The sequence below is a fragment of the Caballeronia sp. LZ001 genome (assembly GCF_031450875.1).
Classification (GTDB): Bacteria; Pseudomonadota; Gammaproteobacteria; order Burkholderiales; family Burkholderiaceae; genus Caballeronia.
The window spans coordinates 4,349,273-4,370,736 of record NZ_JARTVX010000004.1; the positions used below are offsets into that span (position 1 = coordinate 4,349,273).

A 21,464-nucleotide genomic window follows, 5' to 3' on the forward strand; every position below is an offset into this window, starting at 1 on the left:
CGACCGCACGCATCCTCCCGTCCGGCTCGATTTTCTGCAGACCGCGCGTCAGGCGTGGCGCATGACCGCGCGCGACTGGCGCGCGGGCGAACTCACCATGCTGCTGCTCGCGCTGGTGCTGGCGGTGGCGGCGCTGTCGAGCGTCGGTTTTCTCTCCGACCGCATGCGTCAAGGGCTCGTGCGCGACGGCCGTCAGATGATCGCGGCGGACTTCGTCGTGCGCTCGGATCATCCCGTCGATGCGATGTTCACCGACCAAGCCAGGTCGCTCGGCCTCGAAACCGCCGGGACCACGATCTTCCCGAGCATGATCAGCTCGACCGCGGCGCAGCCCGCCTCGCGGCTCGCGGCGATCAAGGGCGTGACGCAAGGTTATCCGCTGCGTGGCGCGCTGCGTATCGCGTCCGCGCCCGGCAAGCCCGACGCGCCCGTCAACGGCATTCCCGCGCCCGGCACCGTCTGGGTCGATGCCTCCCTGCTCGATGCGCTGAAAACGCAGCCCGGCGGCACGATGAAGGTCGGCACGCGCACGTTCAAGGTGGCGGGCATCATCACGCGCGAGATGGATCGCGGCTTTTCCTTCGTCAACTTCTCGCCGCGCCTCATGATGCGCGCCGATGAAATCGCCGCCACGGGATTGCTCGGCTACGGCAGCCGCGTGACTTACCGCTTGCTGGTCGCGGGACCGGATGCGCAGATCGAGCGCTTCGCGCAATTCGCCCGCGATAAGACCGACGGCGGCAAATTGCGCGGCGTCGGACTCGAATCGCTGTCGGACGGGCAGCCGCAAGTGCGGCAGACCATCGATCGCGCGAGCCACTTTCTCACGCTCGTTTCGCTGCTGACGGCGATGCTCGCGGCGGTAGCCATCGCCATGGCCGCGCATCGTTTTGCGCGGCGGCATCTCGACGGCTGCGCCACCATGCGTTGCCTGGGCGTCAGTCAGCGCACGCTGCGCGCGTTGTTTCTGAACGAATTCCTGGCGATCGGCGTGATCGGCAGCGCGCTTGGCGTCGTGCTCGGTTTCGGCGGCCATCTCGTGCTGCTGAACTGGCTGGGCTCGCTCGTCGATGTCGATTTGCCGCAGCCCTCCGTCTGGCCCGCGCTGCAAGGCATTGCGATGGGCCTCGTGCTGCTGCTCGGCTTCGCCCTGCCGCCGCTTTTGCCGCTCACGCGCGTGCCGCCTGTGCATGTGATCCGCCGTGAACTCGGCGATGCAAAGCGCGTCGCTTATGCGGCCTACGGCGTCGGCGTCGTGCTGTTCGCGGCGTTGCTCATCGTCGCGGCGGGCGAGTTGAAGCTCGGCGGCATCGTCGCGGGCGGATTCGCGGCCGGCCTCCTGATCTTCGGCGTGATCGCGCGCGCGGCGTTGTGGGCGGCGGCGCGCTTCGTGCGGCGGGAAAAGAGCCGCGCGGGCGTGGGCTGGCGTTATGCGCTGGCGTCGCTCGAACGGCGCAGCGGCGCGAGCGCGTTGCAGATCACGGCGCTTGGCATCGGCCTCATGTGTTTGTTGCTGATAGCGATGACGCGCGACGACCTCATCAAGGGCTGGCGCGCCGCCACGCCGCCGGATGCGCCCAACGAGTTTCTCATCGACATCCAGCCGGATCAGCGCGAAGGCGTGCTCGCGTATCTGCATGGGCATGGCCAACCCGATGCCACGCTCTCGCCGATGGTGCGCGCGCGTCTCGTCGCCATCAATGGCAAGGCGGTAAATCCGGACAGCTACGACAAGCCGGATGCAAAACGGCTCGTCGATCGCGAATTCAATCTTTCTTACACCACCGAATTGCCGGGCGATAACCGCGTGACGCAGGGCACGTGGTTCGGCAAGAACGCGCAGCCGGCGGTGTCGATAGAAGAGGGCATCGCGAAGACCATTCGCGTGAAGATGGGCGACACGCTGCGTTTCGATGTCGCCGGCATGCCGGTCGAGGCGCCGGTGACGAGCGTGCGCAAGGTCGACTGGAATTCGTTCAAGGTCAACTTTTTCGTGCTGATGCCGCCCGAGACGCTGGCCGACCTTCCCGCGACGTTCATCACGAGTTTTCATCTGCCGCCGGAACAGGCGCGCACCATCGACGGCCTCGTCGCCGCCTATCCGAACGTGACCGCCATCGATACCGCGCCGATCCTCGCGCAGATTCAGCGCACGCTCGACCAGGTGATCGGCGCGGTGCAGTTCCTGTTCATCTTCACGCTCGCGGCCGGCGTGCTGGTGCTCTACGCGGCGCTTGCCGGCACGCGCGACGAACGCATGCGCGAGTCGGCGCTATTGCGGGCTTTGGGCGCATCGCATCGGCAGATTCGTTCGGTGCAGGTCGCCGAGTTTGTCGCGGTCGGCGCGTTGTCCGGCCTGATGGCGGCGCTCGGTGCGCAGGGCATCGGTTACGTGCTTGCATCGCGCGTGTTCGAGTTTCATATCGAGTTCAACCCGTGGCTCGTGCCGGTTGGCATCGTCGCGGGCGTTGCTTGCGCGGCGCTCGGCGGCTGGATGAGCCTGCGGCGCGTGCTGGCGCGTCCGGCCTTGCAATCGCTGCGCGACGCCTGAGTTTTCTGTTGTCCAAAAGCAATGAGCGAAGTCAATTCCCAACCTTCCGACGATGAAGTCCAAAAGCCCACGCCGTTCGAACTGATCGGCGGCGAGGAACGTCTGCGCGCGATGGTCGATCGCTTTTACGATCTGATGGACCTCGAACCTGAATTCGCGGGCTTGCGCGCGCTGCATCCGCCGACACTCGACAACTCCCGCGACAAGACCTTCTGGTTTCTGTGCGGCTGGATGGGCGGACCGGATCACTACATCAGCCGCTTCGGCCATCCGCGTTTGCGGGCGCGGCATATGCCGTTCGCCATTGCAACGGCCGAGCGCGATCAATGGTTGCGCTGCATGGCGTGGGCGATGCAGGACATCGGCCTCGACGAGCCTTTGCGCGAGCGCCTTCTCACCTCTTTCTTCGATACCGCCGACTGGATGCGCAACCGGCCCGGCTGATTCGCGCGCTTTTGTATCGGTCCAAGGCAGCGGCGCGTGCGGCATGATCTGCGGAACGGCTTTTTGCCGCCCCACGAAACATTGCAAGGACAAGACATGAGCACACGCGCACTCTTTCGCGAGGACGCTTATCGCACACAGTGCGAGGCGAGCGTCACGGCTATCGACGAAATGGGCATGCACCTCGATCAAACCGTGTTTTATCCGCTCGGCGGCGGCCAGGCCGGCGATGCGGGCACGCTGACGCTTGCCGACGGCACGAAGATCGTCATTGCCGACACGCGCAAGGCGAAGTTTGAAGGCGCCACGCCCGACGACGCCGTGCATGTGCCCGCGCCCGGCCAGGAAGAAGCGCTTTCGCTTTTGAAGGTTGGCGACAGAGTGAGCGCGGAGATCGACTGGGAGCGGCGGTATCGGCATATGCGGCTGCATACGGCGAGTCATTTGATGTGCGCGGTACTGCCGTATCCGGTGGATGGATGCAGCATCACGAGAGACTATGCGCGCCTCGACTTCGCGACGGTCGAGCCTATCGAACGTGAGCGCGTGGAAGCGCGTCTGGCGGAACTGATCGGCGGCGCGCACGACGTGAATACCGAATGGATCACCGACGACGAGATGACCGCGCGCCCTGAACTCGTCCGCACGATGAGCGTAAAGCCACCGATGGGCCTTGGCCGCGTGCGCCTTTTGCGCATCGAAAACGTGGATTTGCAGCCATGCGGCGGCACACATGTGCGTAATACGGGCGAGATCGGCGGCTTGCGGATTGCAAAGCTGGAGAAGAAGAGCGCGCGCACGCGGCGACTGGTGCTGGAGCTGGTTTGAACGCGCGAGCGGAAGCACTCGATTCGCGCGCGAGCGCGATACTCGAATTCTGGTTCGGCGCGGTCGGCTCGCCTGAGGCCGGGACGGAACGCAAGCTGTGGTGGAAAAAGAAGCCTGCCTTCGATGCGCAGATCAGCGAGCGCTTCGGCGCGGTGCTCGAAGAAGCGCTGTCGGGCGGTTTGCGTGAATGGGAGCGCACGCCTTCGGGTGCGCTTGCGCTGATCGTGCTGCTCGACCAGTTTTCGCGCAATTGTTATCGGCATACGCCGCGCGCGTTTGCGGGCGACGAGCGTGCGTTGGCGTTGGCGAAAGCGCTGGTCGATTCCGGCGATGATTTGCGCTTGGCCGATGCATACCATCGTGCGTTTGCGTATATGCCATTCGAGCATGACGAGACGATGGAGAGCCAGCTTCGCGCGGTTGAATTGTTTGGGAAATTAGAGCAAGAAGAGGGCGTGACGAGCTTCCATGAATCGGCGATGAAGCATGCGGAAGTCATCGAACGATTCGGGCGCTTTCCGCATCGCAACCGAATTTTGGGCAGGCCGACGACGAAGGACGAAGAAACGTGGCTGATGACACGCGGCGGCTTTTAGAGGGAGGCGAACCCGATGATTGCGCGCAGCGAGTCAGAAAGGCGTGGCTTGGAGGTCCGAAGAGCACTAAGACCGGTAATCAACGTGAGTGCTCGAGTAGAACTGCGCAAAGACAAGGCTTCGATCAGCGGGCCGCAAAGAAGGTCATCAACTGCGGAGAGGTGACAAAAAAATTCGCAGACAACGGCCCATTGCAGGGCAAGCGTTCGAAGAGAATCATGAGCTGCGAACGACTACGAGCGTGAGAAAGGGGAAGTGCTCAAAGGGTTTGTGGTAAATAGCGGGGAACCAGCTGTGCTTCAGGAGCCGGTTCCTAAGCTGCTTTCTTTGGTAACTTTCTTTGCAGCAGCAAAGAAAGTTACCCCTCCGCCGGGGAGGCGGCTACTGAACAAAACGCAGCAAAAGAAAAAAAGAAAGCACCTCACCGCCCACCGGCGACATCGATCAAAGCCCCGGTGACATAAGAAGCGGCATCGGAGAGCAGCCAGACGATAGCCTCGCCGACTTCATCGGCGGACCCGGCGCGCCCGATAGGCGTCTGCCCACCCAGCACCTGAGCCCGATCGGGCTTACCACCACTAGCGTGAATCTCGGTCTCGATGAGACCGGGCCGAATGGCATTGACCCTCACCCCTTCGCGCCCGAGCTCTTTGGAAAGCCCGATGGTGAGTGTATCGATAGCCCCTTTGGAAGCCGCATAATCGACATACTCCCCCGGGCCGCCCAATCTGGCGGCCGCCGAAGAAACATTCACGAGCGACCCGCCCTTGCCACCACGCGAAGTGGAAAGCCGCCGCGCCGCTTCACGAGCGCAAAGAAACGCGCCGAGCACATTGGTATCGAAAATACGTTTCATGCGCTCGCTATCCATGTCCGCGAGCATGGAGCCAGGCGCGACGATGCCCGCGTTATTCACCACGCCATCGAGCTTGCCGAACGCCTTCTCGGTGGCATCGAACATCGCGATGATCGCCGCCTCGTCGCACACGTCGCCCTGAATGGCGATCGCCTTGCCGCCAGCGGCTTGCACCGCGGCGACGGTTTCATCGGCGGCACTGGCGTTATTCGCATAGTTCACGCCGACCGACCAGCCGCGCGCGCCCGCGAGCAGCGCTGCCGAGCGGCCGATGCCGCGGCTCGCGCCCGTAATCAGGATGACTTTGGACATCGTGTCGACCGTTAGGAATGGATCAAACCGCGTCGCGCTTTTCGTTCCACTTGTCGAGCGTGCGGGGCGTGTAGTGCTGCAGCTTCGTGATCATCTCGCCGGGCTCGCGCGCAATCTGTATGAGTTCCAGATACTGCTCGCGCATGAAGCCTTCGTCGACGGTATGGCGCAACATGGCCATGAGCGGGTCGTAATAGCCGTTCACGTCCAGCAGGCCAACAGGCTTCTGATGATAACCAAGCTGCGCCCACGTGAACACTTCGAAAAATTCCTCGAAAGTGCCGACACCACCGGGCATCGCGACGAACGCGTCCGCGAGATCGGCCATGCGCTTCTTGCGCTCGTGCATGTCGGGCACGACGATCAGTTCCGTGAGGTCCGTATGGCCCACTTCCTTCGCAAGCAGCAACTCTGGAATGACGCCGATTGCGCGTCCGCCGGCGGCGAGCACTTCATCGGCGATCAGGCCCATCAAACCGACGCGGCCGCCGCCATACACGAGCGAGAGGTCGGCCTCGACGAGCGCGCGGCCGAACGCCTTGGCCGCTTCGGCATACACAGGGCGGGCTCCGCTGGCGGAGCCGCAATAGACACAAACAGCCTTCATTATCGGGAATCCCTCGGTGTTACGTTCTTCGGCGCGCCCGACGGCGCTTCCTCGCGCGGCGGCAGGAAGTCGGCGTACTGGCGCTTCGGCAGTTTACCGGACACGAGGTCGTCGAAGAGCTGGCGCGATCGTCCGCGAAGATACGGCGCCATGATCGAAATGATATGCAGACTCGCCTGATGCAACTCCGTGCGGATCGCTTCCTGATCGTTGTACTTGCGCGGGTTCATCACGTACTGGTACGAAAGCCAGTAGGTCGAGATCACGCCCATGTTGGTCGCGATGACTTCGATCTCCGCCGGCGTCGCGACCATTTCCTGATCGGCGACGAGCGCTTCGCATAGCTGGCTGGCAAAGCGCACCTTGTGCGTGATGATCTGCTTGAAGTGCGTTTCGAGCGTGCGATTGCGCGCGAGCAGATCGTTCAGATCGCGATAGAGAAAGCGATACGCCCACAGGAAATCGGCCATGTACTGTAAGTACGACCACATTTCATCTATGGTCGGACGATGATCGTCCGGGAACTTCAGGCGCTTCTGAATCTGCTGCTCGAACTGCGCGAAGATGCTGTTGATGATGTCGTCTTTGTTCCGGAAATGGTAGTACAGATTACCTGGACTAATTTCCATTTCCTCGGCGATCGTCGTGGTGGTGACGTTCGGCTCGCCGATATCGTTGAACAACTTCAGCGACAGCTCGAGAATCCGTTCGCGGGTACGGCGGGGAGGTTTGGCTTCCATGTCGTCCGACCTTGGCTTCCGGTGGCGGCGCTCGAAACTCCAAAACGTTCGCGCGACCGGTTTCCGTTGCTATTTTTGAGAATGTCGGACGATTATAAACCGGTCGTTCGGCGCGACAGTGCTGCGTTTCAGGTGACATTCATCTTTTATGGGATACGAGCGAGCCAATTCGACACGACCGGCCAGAGAATCAACGCCCACGTAATTAGGCAAACGCCGAGCGCGACCATCACGGCCGCGCTGCCGAAATCCTTCGCGCGCTTCGAGAGTTCGTGACGTTCGAGCGAGATGCGGTCGATAGCCGCTTCCACGCTCGAATTGAGCAATTCGACGATGAGCACGAGCAGCACGGATGCGATCAGCGCCGCGCGCTCGACGGGCGCCACCGGCACGAAAAGACTGCATGGCAGAAGAATCGCGGCGAGCGTGAGTTCCTGACGAAACGCGCTTTCCTCGCGAATGGCGACGCGAAAACCGTTGAGCGAGTTCTTCATCGCGTGCCAGGCGCGCGTGAAACCGCGATTCCCCTTATACGGGTTGAAGGGCAGCGGCGCGAGCGGATCGTCGGGACCTAGCGGTTCGTTTTCCGCATTGGCTTCGACGTCGCCATCGCGCTTGGACTCGAGCGGACGAGGCGCCGCACGGGCGTGAGCTTCGGCGCGTTGCTCGGCGAGCCTCTTTCGCGTCATGCGGCCGCCCGGTCGGTGCTCGGCGCGCGTGGTTCGACCTGGCGCAAATGCGAGGCGAACTGTTCGGAGGCCGCGCGCCACGAGAAGCGCTCGGCCCACGCGCGGGCATCGGCGCGTTCGATCTTGAGCGCTTGCAGACAGGCTTCGTGCAGATCTTCATGGAGCGCGCCGGGACCGTGTTCACCTAGCACGTCGATGGGACCCGTGACCGGATACGCGGCGACCGGCGTGCCGCAGGCCATCGCTTCGAGCAGCACGAGGCCGAAGGTATCGGTGCGGCTCGGGAACACGAAGACATCGGCGGCGGCGTAGACCTTCGCCAGTTCCGTCTGCGAGAGCACGCCGAGATAGTTGACGTTCGTATAGCGCGACTTCAGTTCCGCGAGCGCCGGTCCTTCGCCCGCGACCCACTTCGAGCCGGGCAGATCGAGCTTCAGAAACGCTTCCACGTTCTTTTCCACGGCCACGCGCCCGACATACAGAAAGATGGGCCGCGCGGTGTTGAGCACCTTAGAGTCCATCGGATGAAAGATGTCCAGATCGACGCCACGCGTCCACAGCACGACGTTGGTGAAGCCGTACTGTTCCAGGTCGTGCTTGACGACCGGAGTAGGCGCCATCACCGCCTGCGAATGCCGATGAAACCAGTGCAGAAACCGATAAGTCATGGCGAGTGGAATGCCGAAGCGCGCTTTCACGTACTCGGGAAAACGCGTGTGATAAGCGGTCGTGAACGGCAGTTTGTGACGCAGCGCATAGGCACGCGCCGACATGCCGAGCGGGCCTTCGGTCGCGATATGCAGTGCGTCCGGCGCGAATTCGTCGATACGCTTCGCCACGTGCCGGCCCGGCATCAATGATAGGCGAATCTCGGGATAAGTCGGACACGGAATGGTTCTGAACTCGAGCGGCGTGAGCAATTCCACGCGATGCCCGAGGCCCGTGAGTTCGCGGCTCGTCTGCGTGAGCGTGCGCACGACGCCATTGACCTGCGGCTCCCATGCATCGGTGACGATCATGATTTTCATCGGATTTCGGCTCGGGTGAGGATGCGGTTCAGACGGTGGCGCGCACGCGGTTCGGTTGCGCTTCCGGGGAGTGCATGACGGTCCAGTAGACGATCTTCAGTTCGCCGTCTTGGGTCTCGACGAGCGCGGAGAGGCTCTCCACCCAGTCGCCGTCGTTGCAATAGAGAATGCCGTCGATATCGCGTATCTCGGCCTTGTGGATATGCCCGCACACCACGCCATCGCAGCCGCGGCGGCGAGCTTCGTCGGTCATGACCCGTTCGAACTGCGAAATGAAGTTGACCGCGTTTTTGACCTGATGCTTGAGATACTGCGAGAGCGACCAGTAGTCGAAGCCGAGCTTCGTGCGTACGCGATTGAACCAGCGGTTGAGCAGCAGGATCATCGTGTAGGCGGTGTCGCCGAGATAGGCGAGCCATTTCGCATGCTGGATCACGCCGTCGAAGAGATCGCCGTGCACGATCCAAAGACGCTTGCCCGCGAGCGTCGTATGGAAGGCTTCGCCGCGCACGTGGATGTCGCCGAACGCGAGATCGCAGTACTGGCGCGCGGCTTCGTCGTGATTGCCGGGGATATAGACGACTTGCGTGCCCTTGCGCGCCTTGCGCAGGATTTTCTGAATGACGTCGTTGTGCGCCTGCGGCCAGAACCAGCCTTTCTTCAGTTGCCAGCCATCGATGATGTCGCCGACGAGATACAGATACTCCGACTCGTTGTGGCGCAGAAAATCGAGCAGATAGGGCGCCTGGCAGCCGCCGGAGCCCAAATGGATGTCCGACAGCCAGATCGCGCGATAGCGTTGAGGCGCACTGGAGGATTCGCTGTCGTCGTCGACGCCCGGGTTCGCCGGCAGCGGCAGGGCGGCTTCATGCGTCGCGCCGCGCAGATCGGCGCTCCGAAAACGATAAGCGGAAGACGCTTCGATTGCCTGCGTGACGGTCGAGTGGAAGGTCATGGGCTCGCGTATCGGGTTTCGATATGCGCATTGCGCCATGCGGCCGTGACCGAGCCGTGACAGTCACGAGAAGTTCTTATTACTTGTAGGGAGCCGGCGCCATGATGATGCGCGTGCCAGCCAGGCGATCGTGCAGAAACTGCCGCGCCGGATCGAGCCGGACGGCGGCCGCCCACAGCGCGATCCAGGCCGCGAACACGGCGAGCGTCTGCGGCACGGCGAGCCCGAGCAGCGGATGCAGCGCGAGCGGCGGCAGGAACCACAGCCACGCGAGCGCGTAGCGCGCGAGAGCCCGGCCAGGCGTGACGGGCTCACCGTGGGCATCGACCAATTTGAGGCGCCAGGTTTTCATTGGCAGCGTCTGGCCGCCGTGGGTCCAGAACCACACGAAATACGCGGCGAGCACGAGACCGATCCACGTCATCAGCCAGTTGTGATGCGTAAGGCCGTTTTTCTGCTGAGTGAGCGTGCTGAACAAATATCCGGAGATGAACACCACGCCGAACAGGATGACGCCTTCGTAGACCATCGTCGCGAGCCGGCGGCGCAGCGTGGGCGCGTGGAGCGGCGAGAGAGGCGTGGTGGTGGAAGCGGACGCGCTCATGAGCCGTTGTACATGGAAGGCGCTTGCTGCGGGGAGACGGGAATCGGCGTTGCCGGCACGACGCTCGTGGCGTTGGGAATCGCGGGCGTGGCGGTTGAGGTGGAAGAAGGCGATGCAGCCGGCGCACCGGAGCCGCCTTCGGCATGTCCCGCGCCGTGGCCTTGCTCGCGTGCGGCCACGAGCCGGTTGATGTCCTTCACTTCGCTCTTGCCGGTCGGCGGCGCGCTGACGACCGTGGGACGGCGCGTGCGCTCGGTGGCGGCGAGCTTTTTCTTCTGCTCTTCGGAAAGCTTCTGGTAAGCATCCCACGCCTTTTCGCGATTCTCCGGCGCGACGGACTTTGAAACCTGATAGTTCTCGCGCGCGACTTTGCGCTGGTCCGGCGTCATGCGCGTCCATTCCTCCATGCGCTGATGCAGACGCTTTTGCGCCTCGGGCGACATGCGGTGATAGCGCGATGCGATCTTCAGCCACTTTTGCTTGCGCTCTTCGCTGAAGGAATCCCATTGCGTGGAGAACGGCGCGAGCGCGACGTGCTGCGCTTCGGTGAGACGATTCCACGAGAGCGGACTGCCGGAAGAGAGCGCCGAAAGCGAAAGGCCGGAATCGGCGCCCGAACTTGCGCCGTTGGGCGCGGCGGCGGTCGAGAGCAAGGCGGCGGTGGCCGGGTAAAAGCGCGGATAAGTCGCGGCGAATGCGACCAGACTCGCAATCGCGCAACTAAAGACAATCGCGAGACCGCGCTTGTAACTCACCCGAAAACTCCCCGCCAGGTTTGATGTCAGTTGAAAGATTCGATAATACGCGTCAGTGATTACGCGTCAAATATGCGTTGAAGCCGTGGTCGAGATAGGCGTCGAGCGGCAAGCTGTCGGAGAGCATGGCCGCGTCGATGTCGGCAAGTTCGGCACGGCGCTCCTGATCTTCCCAGTAAGCGATGCCAGCCAGACCAATAGCCAGCGCGCACACCGGCCACACGAGGCCGAAGCCGCCGAGCCGCGCGAACGGGCCCTTCGGCCCTCGCGTCTCGGAGCCGTCGTGACCCGCGCCGCCCGCCGAGAGGCTCGCGCCTGCTCCGGCCAAAGCCGGCGTGAACGCGGGCGCGACAAGGGCGACCTTCTCCGGCTTCTTGCGCGCGATAGCAGCCCGGCGCGCCTCGGCGAGCCGGTCGACCGCGGCGGCCGGAATAGTCGATGTACTTTCGTCCAGCGCGCGAACTACCTTCAGCGCGAACTCGTTTTCCTTTGAATCAAGAACGGAACTCATAGCGTGATCCCTTTGGCTTTCAGGGCGTGCGCGAGGGCGTGCGTGGCGCGTGAACAATGCGTTTTGACGCTGCCCTCGGAGCAGCCCATGGCGGCGGCCGTCTCTGCGACATCCATATCTTCCCAGTAACGCATGAGAAAGGCTTCTCGTTGACGTGCCGGCAATTTCTGGATTTCCGCGTCGATCAGGTTGAGTACCTGTTCGCGTTCCAGTTTGTTCTCGCTGCTCTCGCTGCCAAGTGCGCCGTCTTGTGATTCGAAGGATTCGAGCGGGTCGAACTCGTCGTCGTCCGCGTTTCCGAAGGACGAAAAGAGGCTGACCCACGTGTTCCGCACCTTCTGGCGACGGAAATAGTCGTGCGTCGCATTCTGGAGGATACGCTGGAAAAGCAGCGGAAGCTCGGAAGGCGGCTTGTCACCGTATTTTTCCGCCAGTTTGATCATGGCGTCCTGCACGATGTCCAGCGCCGCGTCGTCGTCGCGGACGGTGTACACGGTCTGTTTGAACGCGCGTCGTTCGACGCCCGCCAGGAAATCGGCAAGTTCCTTGTCTGATGCCATCCGTTGGGAGCCCGGCGCAACGAATTTGCGTCGAAAGGGATCGTGGGTTCTAGGAAAACCTGCGGATGCTAGCAAATTTTCGCCACGCCGGGAGGATTTGGGACGATTTGTTGCCCGATTTACGTACTCGCTGCTCCAAGCGTCAAACGTTGTGCTAAATCTGAGCTTTTTCCGAAAAGCGTCGGATCGGAGATTTCCGAAACTTTTTTCTTGACCCGTTGCGCGCGCCGGGCTACATTTTCCGACTCGCATCATAAAGTGAAATGTCTGCTTTGAGGCGAGCCCAAGAAGCACGCCAGTCAATTCAAGACGCGCCGCTTGAACCCGAGCCACAAGCCCGGCAGAGAGCACCCGATCAATTTTTTGCCGAAAATTCGAAAGGTGATGAATGAACATGCCCAGCGCGGAATTCTCCACGTCGGATACGACTCCCCCTCACGAAGCTGACTCCATCGGCGGCACCGTGCTCATGCGCGCGCTCGCTGACGAGAAGGTCGAGTTCATTTGGGGCTATCCCGGCGGCTCGGTACTCTACATCTACGACGAGCTGTACAAGCAGGACCAGATCCAGCACATTCTCGTGCGCCACGAACAGGCCGCCGTACACGCCGCCGACGCCTATGCGCGCTCGACCGGCAACGTGGGCGTGTGCCTCGTGACTTCCGGCCCCGGCGTCACCAATGCGGTGACGGGTATTGCCACGGCCTATATGGACTCCATTCCGCTCGTCATCATCAGCGGGCAGGTTCCGACCGCGGCCATCGGCCTCGACGCGTTCCAGGAGTGCGACACCGTCGGCATCACGCGGCCCTGCGTCAAGCACAACTTCCTCGTGAAGGACGTGCGCGATCTCGCCGCCACCGTCAAGAAAGCGTTCTACATTGCTCGCACGGGTCGCCCCGGTCCGGTGCTGATCGACATTCCGAAGGACGTGTCGAAGGCGTCGTGCAAGTACGAACCGCTGAAGAGCGTGTCGCTGCGTTCGTATAACCCGGTGACGAAGGGCCACTCCGGCCAGATCCGCAAGGCGGTGCAACTGCTGCTTTCGGCCAAGCGCCCGTATATCTATACCGGCGGCGGCATCATTCTCGCGGATGCATCGCGCGAGCTGAACCAATTCGCCGATTTGCTGGGCTATCCGGTCACCAACACGCTGATGGGTCTGGGCGGTTACCGCGCGAGCGACAAGAAATTCCTCGGCATGCTCGGCATGCATGGCACGTACGAAGCCAACATGGCCATGCAGAACTGCGACGTGCTGATCGCCATTGGCGCGCGCTTCGACGACCGCGTGATCGGCGACCCGGCGCACTTCGCATCGTCGCCGCGCAAGATCATCCACATCGACATCGATCCTTCGTCCATTTCCAAGCGCGTGAAGGTGGACATTCCCATCGTCGGCGACGTGAAGGAAGTGCTGAAGGAGTTGATCGAGCAGTTGCAGACGGCGGAACACGGCCCGGACACGCAGGCGCTCAAGTCGTGGTGGGACCAGATCGAAGGCTGGCGCTCGAAAGACTGCCTCGCTTACGACCGCAAAAGCGAGATCATCAAGCCGCAATATGTCGTCCAGAAGCTGCATGAACTGACCGACGGCAACGCCTTCGTCTGTTCGGATGTCGGCCAGCATCAGATGTGGGCCGCGCAGTTCTATCCGTTCAACAAGCCGCGCCGCTGGATCAACTCGGGCGGTCTCGGCACCATGGGTTTCGGCTTGCCGGCAGCCATGGGCGTGAAGATGGCTTTTCCCGACGAGGAAGTGGTCTGCATCACGGGCGAAGGCTCCATCCAGATGTGCATTCAGGAGCTCTCGACGTGCAAGCAGTACAACACGCCCGTCAAGATCATCTCGCTCAACAACCGCTATCTCGGCATGGTGCGCCAGTGGCAGCAGATCGAATACAAGAAGCGCTATTCCAGTTCCTACATGGACGCGCTGCCTGACTTCGTGAAGCTCGCCGAAGCGTATGGGCATGTCGGCATTCGCGTCGAAAAGACTGCGGACGTCGAGCCGGCGCTGAAGGAAGCGCTGCGCCTGAAAGATCGCACCGTATTTCTCGACTTCCAGACCGATCCCACCGAAAACGTATTTCCCATGGTGCAAGCAGGCAAGGGCATCACGGAAATGCTGCTCGGCTCGGAAGATCTATAACGCGGCTTTGACTCGCGAGGCCCGGGCGCACCCGTCTTCACAAAGGACGAGCGCCGCGCACGGGTTTTTCGAAGCAGACGCCAACTGGATAAACCTCGGGAAAAGACATGAAACACATCATCTCCGTACTGCTGGAAAACGAGCCGGGCGCGTTATCGCGTGTCGTCGGGCTCTTTTCCGCGCGCGGCTACAACATTGAAACGCTGACGGTGGCGCCGACCGAAGACAGTTCGCTGTCGCGGCTGACCATCGTCTCGATTGGCTCGGACGACGTGATCGAACAGATCACGAAGCACCTGAACCGCCTGATCGAGGTGGTGAAAGTGGTCGACCTGACAGAGGGCGCCCACATCGAGCGCGAGCTGATGCTCATCAAGGTAAGAGCGGTCGGCAAGGAACGCGAAGAGATGAAGCGCATGGCGGATATCTTCCGCGGCCGCATCATCGACGTGACCGAAAAGACCTACACGATGGAACTGACGGGCGCATCCGACAAACTCGACGCGTTCATTCAGGGGCTCGACGCCACGGCCATTCTGGAAACGGTTCGCACGGGCAGTTCCGGCATCGGCCGGGGCGAGCGCATTCTGAAGGTTTAAACCTACACTCATTTCGACTAGTTTTCTCTGCCTGCGCGGAGACAGACCTCAAGGAACCACCATGAAAGTTTTCTACGACAAAGACGCCGACCTCTCCCTCATCAAGGGCAAGCAAGTCACCATCATCGGTTATGGCTCGCAAGGCCATGCGCACGCGCTGAACCTGAAGGAAAGCGGCGTGAACGTGACGGTCGGCCTGCGTAAAGGCGGTGCTTCGTGGAGCAAGGCCGAGAACGCGGGCCTCAAGGTCAAGGAAGTGGCCGAAGCCGTGAAGGGCGCGGATGTCGTCATGATGCTGCTGCCCGACGAGCAGATCGCCGAAGTCTACAAGAACGAAGTCCACGCCAATGCCAAGGAAGGCGCGGCGCTGGCGTTCGCGCACGGCTTCAACGTGCATTACGGCCAGGTGATCCCGCGCGCGGATCTGGACGTCATCATGATCGCGCCGAAGGCGCCGGGCCACACCGTGCGCAACACGTATCAGCAAGGCGGCGGTGTGCCGCACCTGATCGCGGTGGCACAAGACAAGTCGGGTTCGGCCCGCGACGTGGCGCTGTCGTATGCGGCGGCCAACGGCGGCGGACGTGCCGGCATCATCGAAACGAACTTCCGCGAAGAAACCGAAACCGACCTGTTCGGCGAGCAGGCCGTGCTGTGCGGCGGCACGGTGGACCTGATCAAGGCTGGCTTCGAAACGCTGGTGGAAGCGGGCTACGCGCCGGAAATGGCGTACTTCGAGTGCCTGCACGAGCTGAAGCTGATCGTCGACTTGATCTATGAAGGCGGTATCGCCAACATGAACTACTCGATCTCGAACAACGCCGAGTACGGCGAGTACGTGACGGGTCCGCGCATCGTCACGGAAGAAACGAAGAAGGCGATGAAGGCCGTGCTGAAAGACATCCAGACCGGCGAATACGCGAAGAGCTTCATCATCGAAAACCGCGCTGGCGCGCCGACGCTGCAATCGCGTCGCCGTCTGACGGCCGAGCATCAGATCGAGCAGGTCGGCGAGAAGCTGCGCGCCATGATGCCGTGGATCGCGAAGAACAAGCTGGTCGATCAGTCGAAGAACTAAGTCTCGCTTCGAGGGGTTCGTAACTTGCCCCTTCTCCGTTTGCGTGGAGATAGACCGCGTTTCCGAGGGGCCTGCTGCTTGCGCCATTTTCTTCGCATGCGTGGAGATCGATGTTTGCAGCACGTTTCTTGCTGAAACTAAAGCCGTCCGGATGCCCTGTGCTCCGGGCGGCTTTTGCTATCCTACGGTTTTAATAAAACATCGAACTCGTTCATGAACTATCCTCATCCGATCATTGCCCGCGAAGGCTGGCCGTTCATCGCCATCGCGGCCGTCGTTGCGATTCTCGTGCAGGCGCTCGGCGGCTTCGGCTTCGCCTGGATTTTCTGGCTGATCGTGATCTTCGTCGTCCAGTTTTTTCGCGACCCGCCGCGTCCCATTCCCGCGCAGGCCAACGCCGTGCTGTGTCCGGCCGACGGGCGCATTGTCGCGGTCGAAACTGCGCATGATCCGTATGCGGGCCGTGAGGCGCTCAAGATCAGCGTGTTCATGAACGTTTTCAACGTGCATTCGCAGCGTTCGCCGGTCGATGGCGCCATCAGCAAGGTTCAGTACTTCCCGGGCGCGTATCTGAATGCGGCGGTCGAGAAGGCATCGACGGAGAACGAGCGCAATGCCATCGTCTTGCAGACGGCGAGCGGTCATACCGTGACGTCGGTGCAGATCGCGGGCCTCATCGCACGACGTATTCTCTGCTACGTGCATGTGGGCGAGCCGCTCACGCGCGGTCAGCGCTATGGCTTCATTCGTTTCGGTTCGCGCGTCGACGTGTATCTGCCGATTGGTAGCCGTCCGCGTGTCTCGATTGGCGAGAAAGTGTCCGCATCGTCGACGATCCTCGCCGAGTTCGCGGAATAACGCCGGGGGTTTCGATGGCGGCATTCAAACCGCGCCGTAACCGTATGAACGGCGCGACTCCGCGCGCCTTCCGGCGCAACAAGGCCGCGCAGGACGTCGGTGCCGTGGAAACGCGGCGCGCCAAACGGCAGCAGTTCCTGCGCAAACGCGGCATTTATCTCCTGCCTAACGCGTTCACCACGGCGGCGCTTTTTTGCGGCTTCTTCGCTGTCGTCCAGGCGATGAACGTTCGCTTCGAGATCGCGGCCATCGCCATTTTCGTCGCGATGGTGCTCGATGGCATGGACGGACGCGTCGCGCGCATGACGCACACGCAGAGCGCGTTCGGCGAGCAGTTCGACAGTCTTTCGGACATGGTGTCGTTCGGGGTCGCGCCGGCGCTCGTCATGTACGAATGGGTTTTGAAGGATCTCGGCCGCTGGGGCTGGCTCGCGGCCTTCGTGTATTGCTCCGGCGCGGCGTTGCGGCTTGCGCGCTTCAATACGAACGTGGGCGTGGTCGACAAGCGCTATTTCCAGGGCTTGCCGAGTCCGGCCGCGGCTGCGTTGATCGCGGGCTTCGTGTGGCTCGCGACCGATAACCGCGTGCCGCTCAAGCTCGTGTGGCTGCCGTGGGTGGCCTTTGCACTTACTGTCTATGCGGGCGTGACGATGGTATCGAACGCGCCGTTCTACAGCGGCAAGGCGCTGGATGTGCGGTATCGCGTGCCATTCGCGGGCGTGTTGCTCGTCGTGGTGGCGTTCGTGTTGGTGTCGTCCGATCCGCCGGTCATGCTGTTTTGCCTCTTCGTTCTGTACGGCTTTTCGGGCTACGTCTGGTGGGGCTATATGGCGATACGCGGGCGGCCGAACCCGGCGCGTAGCTCGCAGCGGGATGGTTAAGGGGCATCACTGTCATCGTGAGAAAAAGAAAAGGCGGCGATTTGAAAGATCGCCGCCTTTTTGCTTACCGACAGTGTCCAAGGACAAACAGCGCGCGCGGATATTGTCGCGAGTCGACGCGACTAGTGCCGGTGTTCGCGAACGGCTCAACCTGCCACTAACGTGCCGTTCTGCACACGTACGCGTTGACCTTCGCCGAACGGCGGTTGCTGCTTATACGTGAAGTAGCGCGTCTTGCCGTTTTCCATCCGCACGCGCACCAAATAGTCCGTCTCGCTGCGAACGTGTTTCTCGACCGAATTCCCTGCCAGACCGCCGCCGAGCGCGCCAAGGAGCGTCATTGCGGTACGTCCGCCACCACGGCCGAACTGGTTGCCGACGACGCCACCCGCCACCGCGCCGCCCACCGCACCGATGCCGGTACCGTGTCCTTCCTGACGAACGGCGGAGATCGCTTCAACCGTCCCGCAGGTCGAGCAATAAGCCGGATGCGCGGGAGGCTGTTGTGCATACGACGGTTGCTGAACAGGCGGCTGTTGCTGAGCTTGCTGCTGGGCCGCCCGTTGCTGCGCGGCTTGTTCCGCGGCTTGCTGTTGAGCGGCTTGTTGCTGCGCTGCCTGCTGTTGTGCTTGTTGCGCCGCTTGCTGCTGTGCGGCTTGTTGCGCAGCGCTGGGTTGCTGCTGTCCGACGGCTGCCGCCTGTGTCTGCGCTGTATCCGCCGAATTGCTCGATGCGCGCGGGAAGATTCCCGTCATCGCAGCCGTGGCCACGAGACTCGCGACGATCACCGCGCCCGCCGCCGTGGCGATGAGCGGATGCAGACGCCGTTGTGGCGGTTGACCACTGCCTGTCGAGGGCGAAGTGGCCGGCGTAAATTTACTGTTCCCGTTATCCATTTTTTGGACCTCCGTACCGAGGCTTTGGGAGCGCGGATGCGCTGAATATAAGCGGCATACTGCCGATGCCGTCTGTGCAATACGATTTTCGGGGAAACCCGGATTTCGTGCTTAAGCGGTTGTAACAAATGCTCGACCGCTAGGCACAAAGTGGAAAGCACAAATAATGCCAAACGTGATCCGCCCTGTCCGAAGGCGATTTGACGCGACGAAGACCCGCTCGACCTTTACCAGGAGTTACAAAAAGATGATGCCTCGGGCAAAAACGGCTGGAAATAAGCTGATCGTCAGCGGGGCGCTCCTCGCGCGTAGGCGCCGCCACTTCTTGAACGGTTTCTTGTTCCCGCGTTGCGCATCACACAAAGAGAAAGTCTTCGCGTAACGCGTGGAATGCCATTGCCGTAACCGCCCGGCAAAACGCTAAATCGCTCGCAACATAACGACGCAAGAAGCCCCATCGACATAACCAATCGTCGATGCCGTTTCGCGTTTATTCGCCATGCTGATCGTTTCAGAGATGCGCGTCGGCCGTTCTCTAACCGAGTGTGTTCCGGCGAATTCGCGCAGCGTATGCTGACCCAGCCGCGCGAAGGTAGACGCGAGGATCGATGCCTCCCGTCGATTACGAGACCCGCACAGAGAGACGCTCCGTGGCCACGATCCGGCACGGCGAGAAGCGGCAGCACGATCGAACGTGGCAGCGGCGCGAAGCAGTCACACGACGCACATCGATGCCGGTGCTCGACTCATCGTGCATCGCCAAGCGCCAGCAGTTCACGCCAATCGAGGGCATGAAATGGAATTCAAACGCGAAAAATACGAGCGGCTGCTCGCTTTCGCCAGCACTTTGCCGCCGCTGCCGACCGCGGTCGCTCATCCATGCGATCACGACTCTCTGTCTTCCATCATCGAAGCGGCGCGGCTCGGGCTCGTCGCGCCGATTCTCGTGGCCTCGCGCAGCAAACTCGAAGCGGTCGCCAGCGAGTGCAATCTCGATCTCGGCGATCTACCCATCATCGACGTTCCGCACAGCCACGCGGCGGCGGAAGTCGCGGTGCAGCTCGTGCATGAAGGGCGCGCGGAAGCGCTGATGAAAGGCTCGCTGCACACCGACGAACTGATGGGCGCGGTGGTCACGCGTAACGGCTTGCGCACCGGGCGGCGCGTGAGCCACTGTTTCGTGATGGATGTTCCCGGCCGCGAAAACGCCCTGATCATCACCGACGCCGCCGTCAACATCTCACCGACGCTCGACCAGAAGCGCGACATCGTGCAGAACGCCATCGATCTCGCTCACGCATTGCGCATTGCCGAGACGCGGGTAGCGATTCTTTCCGCGATGGAAACCGTGAATTCGAAGGTGCCCTCGACGCTAGATGCCGCCGCGCTCTGCAAGATGGCCGATCGCCAGCAGATCACGGGCGGCATTCTCGACGGCCCGCTCGCGCTCGACAACGCAATCAGCGAGGAAGCCGCAAGGATCAAGGGGATCGAATCACCGGTGGCGGGGCGCGCGAACGTGCTCGTCGTGCCGGACCTCGAATCCGGAAACCTGCTGGCAAAAAGCCTGTCGTTTCTCGCTGGCGCGGATGCAGCGGGCATCGTGCTGGGCGCGAAGGTGCCGATCATCCTGACGAGCCGTGCGGATTCGATCATGACGCGGCTCGCGTCATGCGCGGTGGCCTCGCTCGTAGCGCTCGCGCGGCGCGAGAATCCTTCAGCCGCGATCGTCTAGAGGGATGTATGGACGTCGTTCTGGTCATCAACGCGGGGTCGTCCAGCATCAAGTTTCATGCATACGTCGAGACGGAAGGCAGCCTCGATCCTGTCGCCGGCGGCAAGCTCGAAGAGATCTACGGCAAGCCGTACTTCGAGGCCAGGCGGCCGAACGGCGAACTCATCGACGAAAAGCTTTGGCCCGAAGGCGAACAACTCGGGCACGACAATGCGATCACGTTCTTGCTGAACTGGCTGCGTGAACGCTCTTCCGGCGCGAAACTGCTTGCCGTGGGTCATCGTGTGGTGCATGGCGGTGAACGATTTGCAGCGCCGGTGCGCGTCGATACGGACGTGCTCGCGCAACTGGAAGCGCTCGTTCCGCTCGCACCGCTTCATCAGCCGCATAACCTCGCAGCGATCCGCGCGATACGAGCGCGCAATCCGCAGGTGCCACAAATCGCATGTTTCGATACGGCCTTCCACCATACGCAGCCCGCATCGGCAACGCGCTTCGCGCTGCCGCCCGAGATCACGCAACGCGGCGTGCGGCGCTACGGGTTTCACGGGCTGTCGTACGAGTACATCGCGAGCGTTCTGCCGCAATACAGCGCGAAGGCCGCCAATGGCAAGAGCGTGGTGCTTCATCTTGGCAATGGCGCGAGCATGACGGCGCTCGATCGAGGCAAGAGCGTCGCCAATACGATGGGCTTCACGGCCGTCGAAGGGCTCGTCATGGGCACGCGCTGCGGGAGCATCGATCCCGGCGTGCTGCTATGGATGATGCAGGAAGCGCGCATGGACGCCCATGCCATCGAGACGCTGCTCTACAAGCGCTCCGGTCTGCTCGGCGTGTCGGGTATTTCCAGCGATATGCGCACGCTGCTCGCGAGCGATGCACCCGCTGCCGCCGAAGCGGTCGATCTGTTTTGCTATCGAATCTCGCGCGAACTCGGCTCGCTTGCGGCCGCGCTCGGCGGGCTCGATGCGCTCGTGTTTACCGGCGGCATCGGCGAACGTGCGGCGCCCGTGCGCGAGCGCGTGGGGCGCGCGGCGGCATGGCTCGGCGTATCGCTCGACGACGAGGCCAATGCACGCCACGAACGGCGCATCGACGATTCGACGAGCGCAGTCGATGTCTGTGTCATCCCGACGAACGAAGAATTGATGATTGCCCGTCACGCGTTAAGGCTGCTGGGAGGCTGAACGTCGGCGGGCGCATTGCCAGCGGAAAGACGATGCGTGGCG

At 62.1% G+C, this 21,464-nt stretch carries 22 protein-coding genes; 11 read left to right on the top strand and 11 right to left on the bottom strand.

The window, feature by feature from the left end; translation table 11 throughout:
* Nucleotides 1-61 precede the first annotated feature (61 nt).
* From P9292_RS31390 to P9292_RS31405, 4 genes are all read left to right on the top strand, one after another.
* Complete coding sequence (locus P9292_RS31390) at nucleotides 62-2,551, top strand: FtsX-like permease family protein (protein WP_309964244.1); 2,490 nt, start codon at nucleotides 62-64, stop codon at nucleotides 2,549-2,551.
* A 21-nt stretch (nucleotides 2,552-2,572) separates the two neighbouring features.
* Nucleotides 2,573-2,995 carry a group II truncated hemoglobin gene (locus P9292_RS31395; RefSeq protein ID WP_244825648.1) on the top strand — a complete coding sequence of 141 codons (423 nt, stop codon included), beginning with the start codon at nucleotides 2,573-2,575 and terminating at the stop codon, nucleotides 2,993-2,995.
* Between the two features lie 96 nt (nucleotides 2,996-3,091).
* Nucleotides 3,092-3,823, top strand: a complete 732-nt coding sequence (locus P9292_RS31400) for an alanyl-tRNA editing protein (protein WP_309962864.1) — start codon at nucleotides 3,092-3,094, stop codon at nucleotides 3,821-3,823.
* A complete protein-coding gene (locus P9292_RS31405; RefSeq protein ID WP_309962866.1) occupies nucleotides 3,820-4,419 on the top strand; it encodes a DUF924 family protein in 600 nt (199 codons plus the stop codon). Before P9292_RS31400 ends, P9292_RS31405 begins: the two co-directional genes overlap by 4 nt.
* A gap of 421 nt (nucleotides 4,420-4,840) precedes the next feature.
* On the opposite strand, the gene P9292_RS31410 is transcribed toward P9292_RS31405, so the two are convergent.
* The 10 genes from P9292_RS31410 to P9292_RS31455 form a co-directional block, all read right to left on the bottom strand.
* Nucleotides 4,841-5,587 (bottom strand): SDR family oxidoreductase, encoded by a 747-nt coding sequence (locus tag P9292_RS31410; protein WP_309962868.1) that lies wholly within the window; start codon nucleotides 5,585-5,587, stop codon nucleotides 4,841-4,843.
* 22 nt (nucleotides 5,588-5,609) lie between these two features.
* A complete protein-coding gene (locus tag P9292_RS31415; protein WP_250465199.1) occupies nucleotides 5,610-6,194 on the bottom strand; it encodes a TIGR00730 family Rossman fold protein in 585 nt (194 codons plus the stop codon).
* A complete protein-coding gene (locus P9292_RS31420; RefSeq protein WP_309962869.1) occupies nucleotides 6,194-6,934 on the bottom strand; it encodes a TetR/AcrR family transcriptional regulator in 741 nt (246 codons plus the stop codon). Before P9292_RS31420 ends, P9292_RS31415 begins: the two co-directional genes overlap by 1 nt.
* 146 nt (nucleotides 6,935-7,080) lie before the next feature.
* A complete protein-coding gene (locus tag P9292_RS31425; RefSeq protein WP_309962871.1) occupies nucleotides 7,081-7,623 on the bottom strand; it encodes a diacylglycerol kinase in 543 nt (180 codons plus the stop codon).
* Nucleotides 7,620-8,651, bottom strand: coding sequence for a glycosyltransferase family 1 protein (locus P9292_RS31430; RefSeq protein ID WP_244825637.1), 1,032 nt, complete (start codon nucleotides 8,649-8,651; stop codon nucleotides 7,620-7,622). Before P9292_RS31430 ends, P9292_RS31425 begins: the two co-directional genes overlap by 4 nt.
* A 28-nt stretch (nucleotides 8,652-8,679) precedes the next feature.
* Complete coding sequence (locus P9292_RS31435; protein WP_250492579.1) at nucleotides 8,680-9,606, bottom strand: UDP-2,3-diacylglucosamine diphosphatase; 927 nt, start codon at nucleotides 9,604-9,606, stop codon at nucleotides 8,680-8,682.
* A 79-nt stretch (nucleotides 9,607-9,685) separates the two neighbouring features.
* Complete coding sequence (locus tag P9292_RS31440; protein ID WP_309962874.1) at nucleotides 9,686-10,210, bottom strand: RDD family protein; 525 nt, start codon at nucleotides 10,208-10,210, stop codon at nucleotides 9,686-9,688.
* The gene (locus P9292_RS31445) at nucleotides 10,207-10,965 is read right to left on the bottom strand and encodes a DUF3106 domain-containing protein (RefSeq protein ID WP_309843605.1); all 759 of its coding nucleotides are present in this window, start codon (nucleotides 10,963-10,965) and stop codon (nucleotides 10,207-10,209) included. The genes P9292_RS31440 and P9292_RS31445 overlap by 4 nt, the downstream gene beginning before the upstream one ends.
* Before the next feature lie 52 nt (nucleotides 10,966-11,017).
* Nucleotides 11,018-11,476 (bottom strand): DUF3619 family protein, encoded by a 459-nt coding sequence (locus P9292_RS31450; RefSeq protein ID WP_309962876.1) that lies wholly within the window; start codon nucleotides 11,474-11,476, stop codon nucleotides 11,018-11,020.
* Nucleotides 11,473-12,036 (bottom strand): RNA polymerase sigma factor, encoded by a 564-nt coding sequence (locus tag P9292_RS31455; protein ID WP_244825631.1) that lies wholly within the window; start codon nucleotides 12,034-12,036, stop codon nucleotides 11,473-11,475. The genes P9292_RS31450 and P9292_RS31455 overlap by 4 nt, the downstream gene beginning before the upstream one ends.
* 388 nt (nucleotides 12,037-12,424) lie before the next feature.
* On the opposite strand from P9292_RS31455, the gene P9292_RS31460 reads away from it, so the two are divergent.
* From P9292_RS31460 to pssA, 5 genes are all read left to right on the top strand, one after another.
* Complete coding sequence (locus P9292_RS31460) at nucleotides 12,425-14,188, top strand: acetolactate synthase 3 catalytic subunit (protein WP_309962878.1); 1,764 nt, start codon at nucleotides 12,425-12,427, stop codon at nucleotides 14,186-14,188.
* A 107-nt stretch (nucleotides 14,189-14,295) separates the two neighbouring features.
* A complete protein-coding gene (ilvN, locus tag P9292_RS31465) occupies nucleotides 14,296-14,787 on the top strand; it encodes an acetolactate synthase small subunit (protein ID WP_035939651.1) in 492 nt (163 codons plus the stop codon).
* 61 nt (nucleotides 14,788-14,848) lie between these two features.
* Nucleotides 14,849-15,865, top strand: coding sequence for a ketol-acid reductoisomerase (ilvC, locus tag P9292_RS31470; RefSeq protein WP_244825627.1), 1,017 nt, complete (start codon nucleotides 14,849-14,851; stop codon nucleotides 15,863-15,865).
* A gap of 213 nt (nucleotides 15,866-16,078) precedes the next feature.
* On the top strand, nucleotides 16,079-16,723 hold the full coding sequence (locus P9292_RS31475; RefSeq protein ID WP_244825625.1) for a phosphatidylserine decarboxylase: 645 nt from the start codon (nucleotides 16,079-16,081) through the stop codon (nucleotides 16,721-16,723).
* Nucleotides 16,724-16,737: 14 nt separating this feature from the next.
* On the top strand, nucleotides 16,738-17,604 hold the full coding sequence (gene pssA, locus P9292_RS31480) for a CDP-diacylglycerol--serine O-phosphatidyltransferase (RefSeq protein ID WP_244825623.1): 867 nt from the start codon (nucleotides 16,738-16,740) through the stop codon (nucleotides 17,602-17,604).
* A 146-nt stretch (nucleotides 17,605-17,750) separates the two neighbouring features.
* On the opposite strand, the gene P9292_RS31485 is transcribed toward pssA, so the two are convergent.
* Complete coding sequence (locus P9292_RS31485) at nucleotides 17,751-18,500, bottom strand: glycine zipper 2TM domain-containing protein (RefSeq protein ID WP_309962880.1); 750 nt, start codon at nucleotides 18,498-18,500, stop codon at nucleotides 17,751-17,753.
* 796 nt (nucleotides 18,501-19,296) lie between these two features.
* Here P9292_RS31485 and P9292_RS31490 point away from each other — a divergent pair.
* Both P9292_RS31490 and P9292_RS31495 read left to right on the top strand, forming a co-directional pair.
* A complete protein-coding gene (locus P9292_RS31490; RefSeq protein ID WP_250465192.1) occupies nucleotides 19,297-20,235 on the top strand; it encodes a phosphate acetyltransferase in 939 nt (312 codons plus the stop codon).
* Nucleotides 20,236-20,243: 8 nt separating this feature from the next.
* Nucleotides 20,244-21,422 carry an acetate/propionate family kinase gene (locus P9292_RS31495; RefSeq protein WP_309962882.1) on the top strand — a complete coding sequence of 393 codons (1,179 nt, stop codon included), beginning with the start codon at nucleotides 20,244-20,246 and terminating at the stop codon, nucleotides 21,420-21,422.
* The last annotated feature ends 42 nt before the right edge of the window (nucleotides 21,423-21,464 follow it).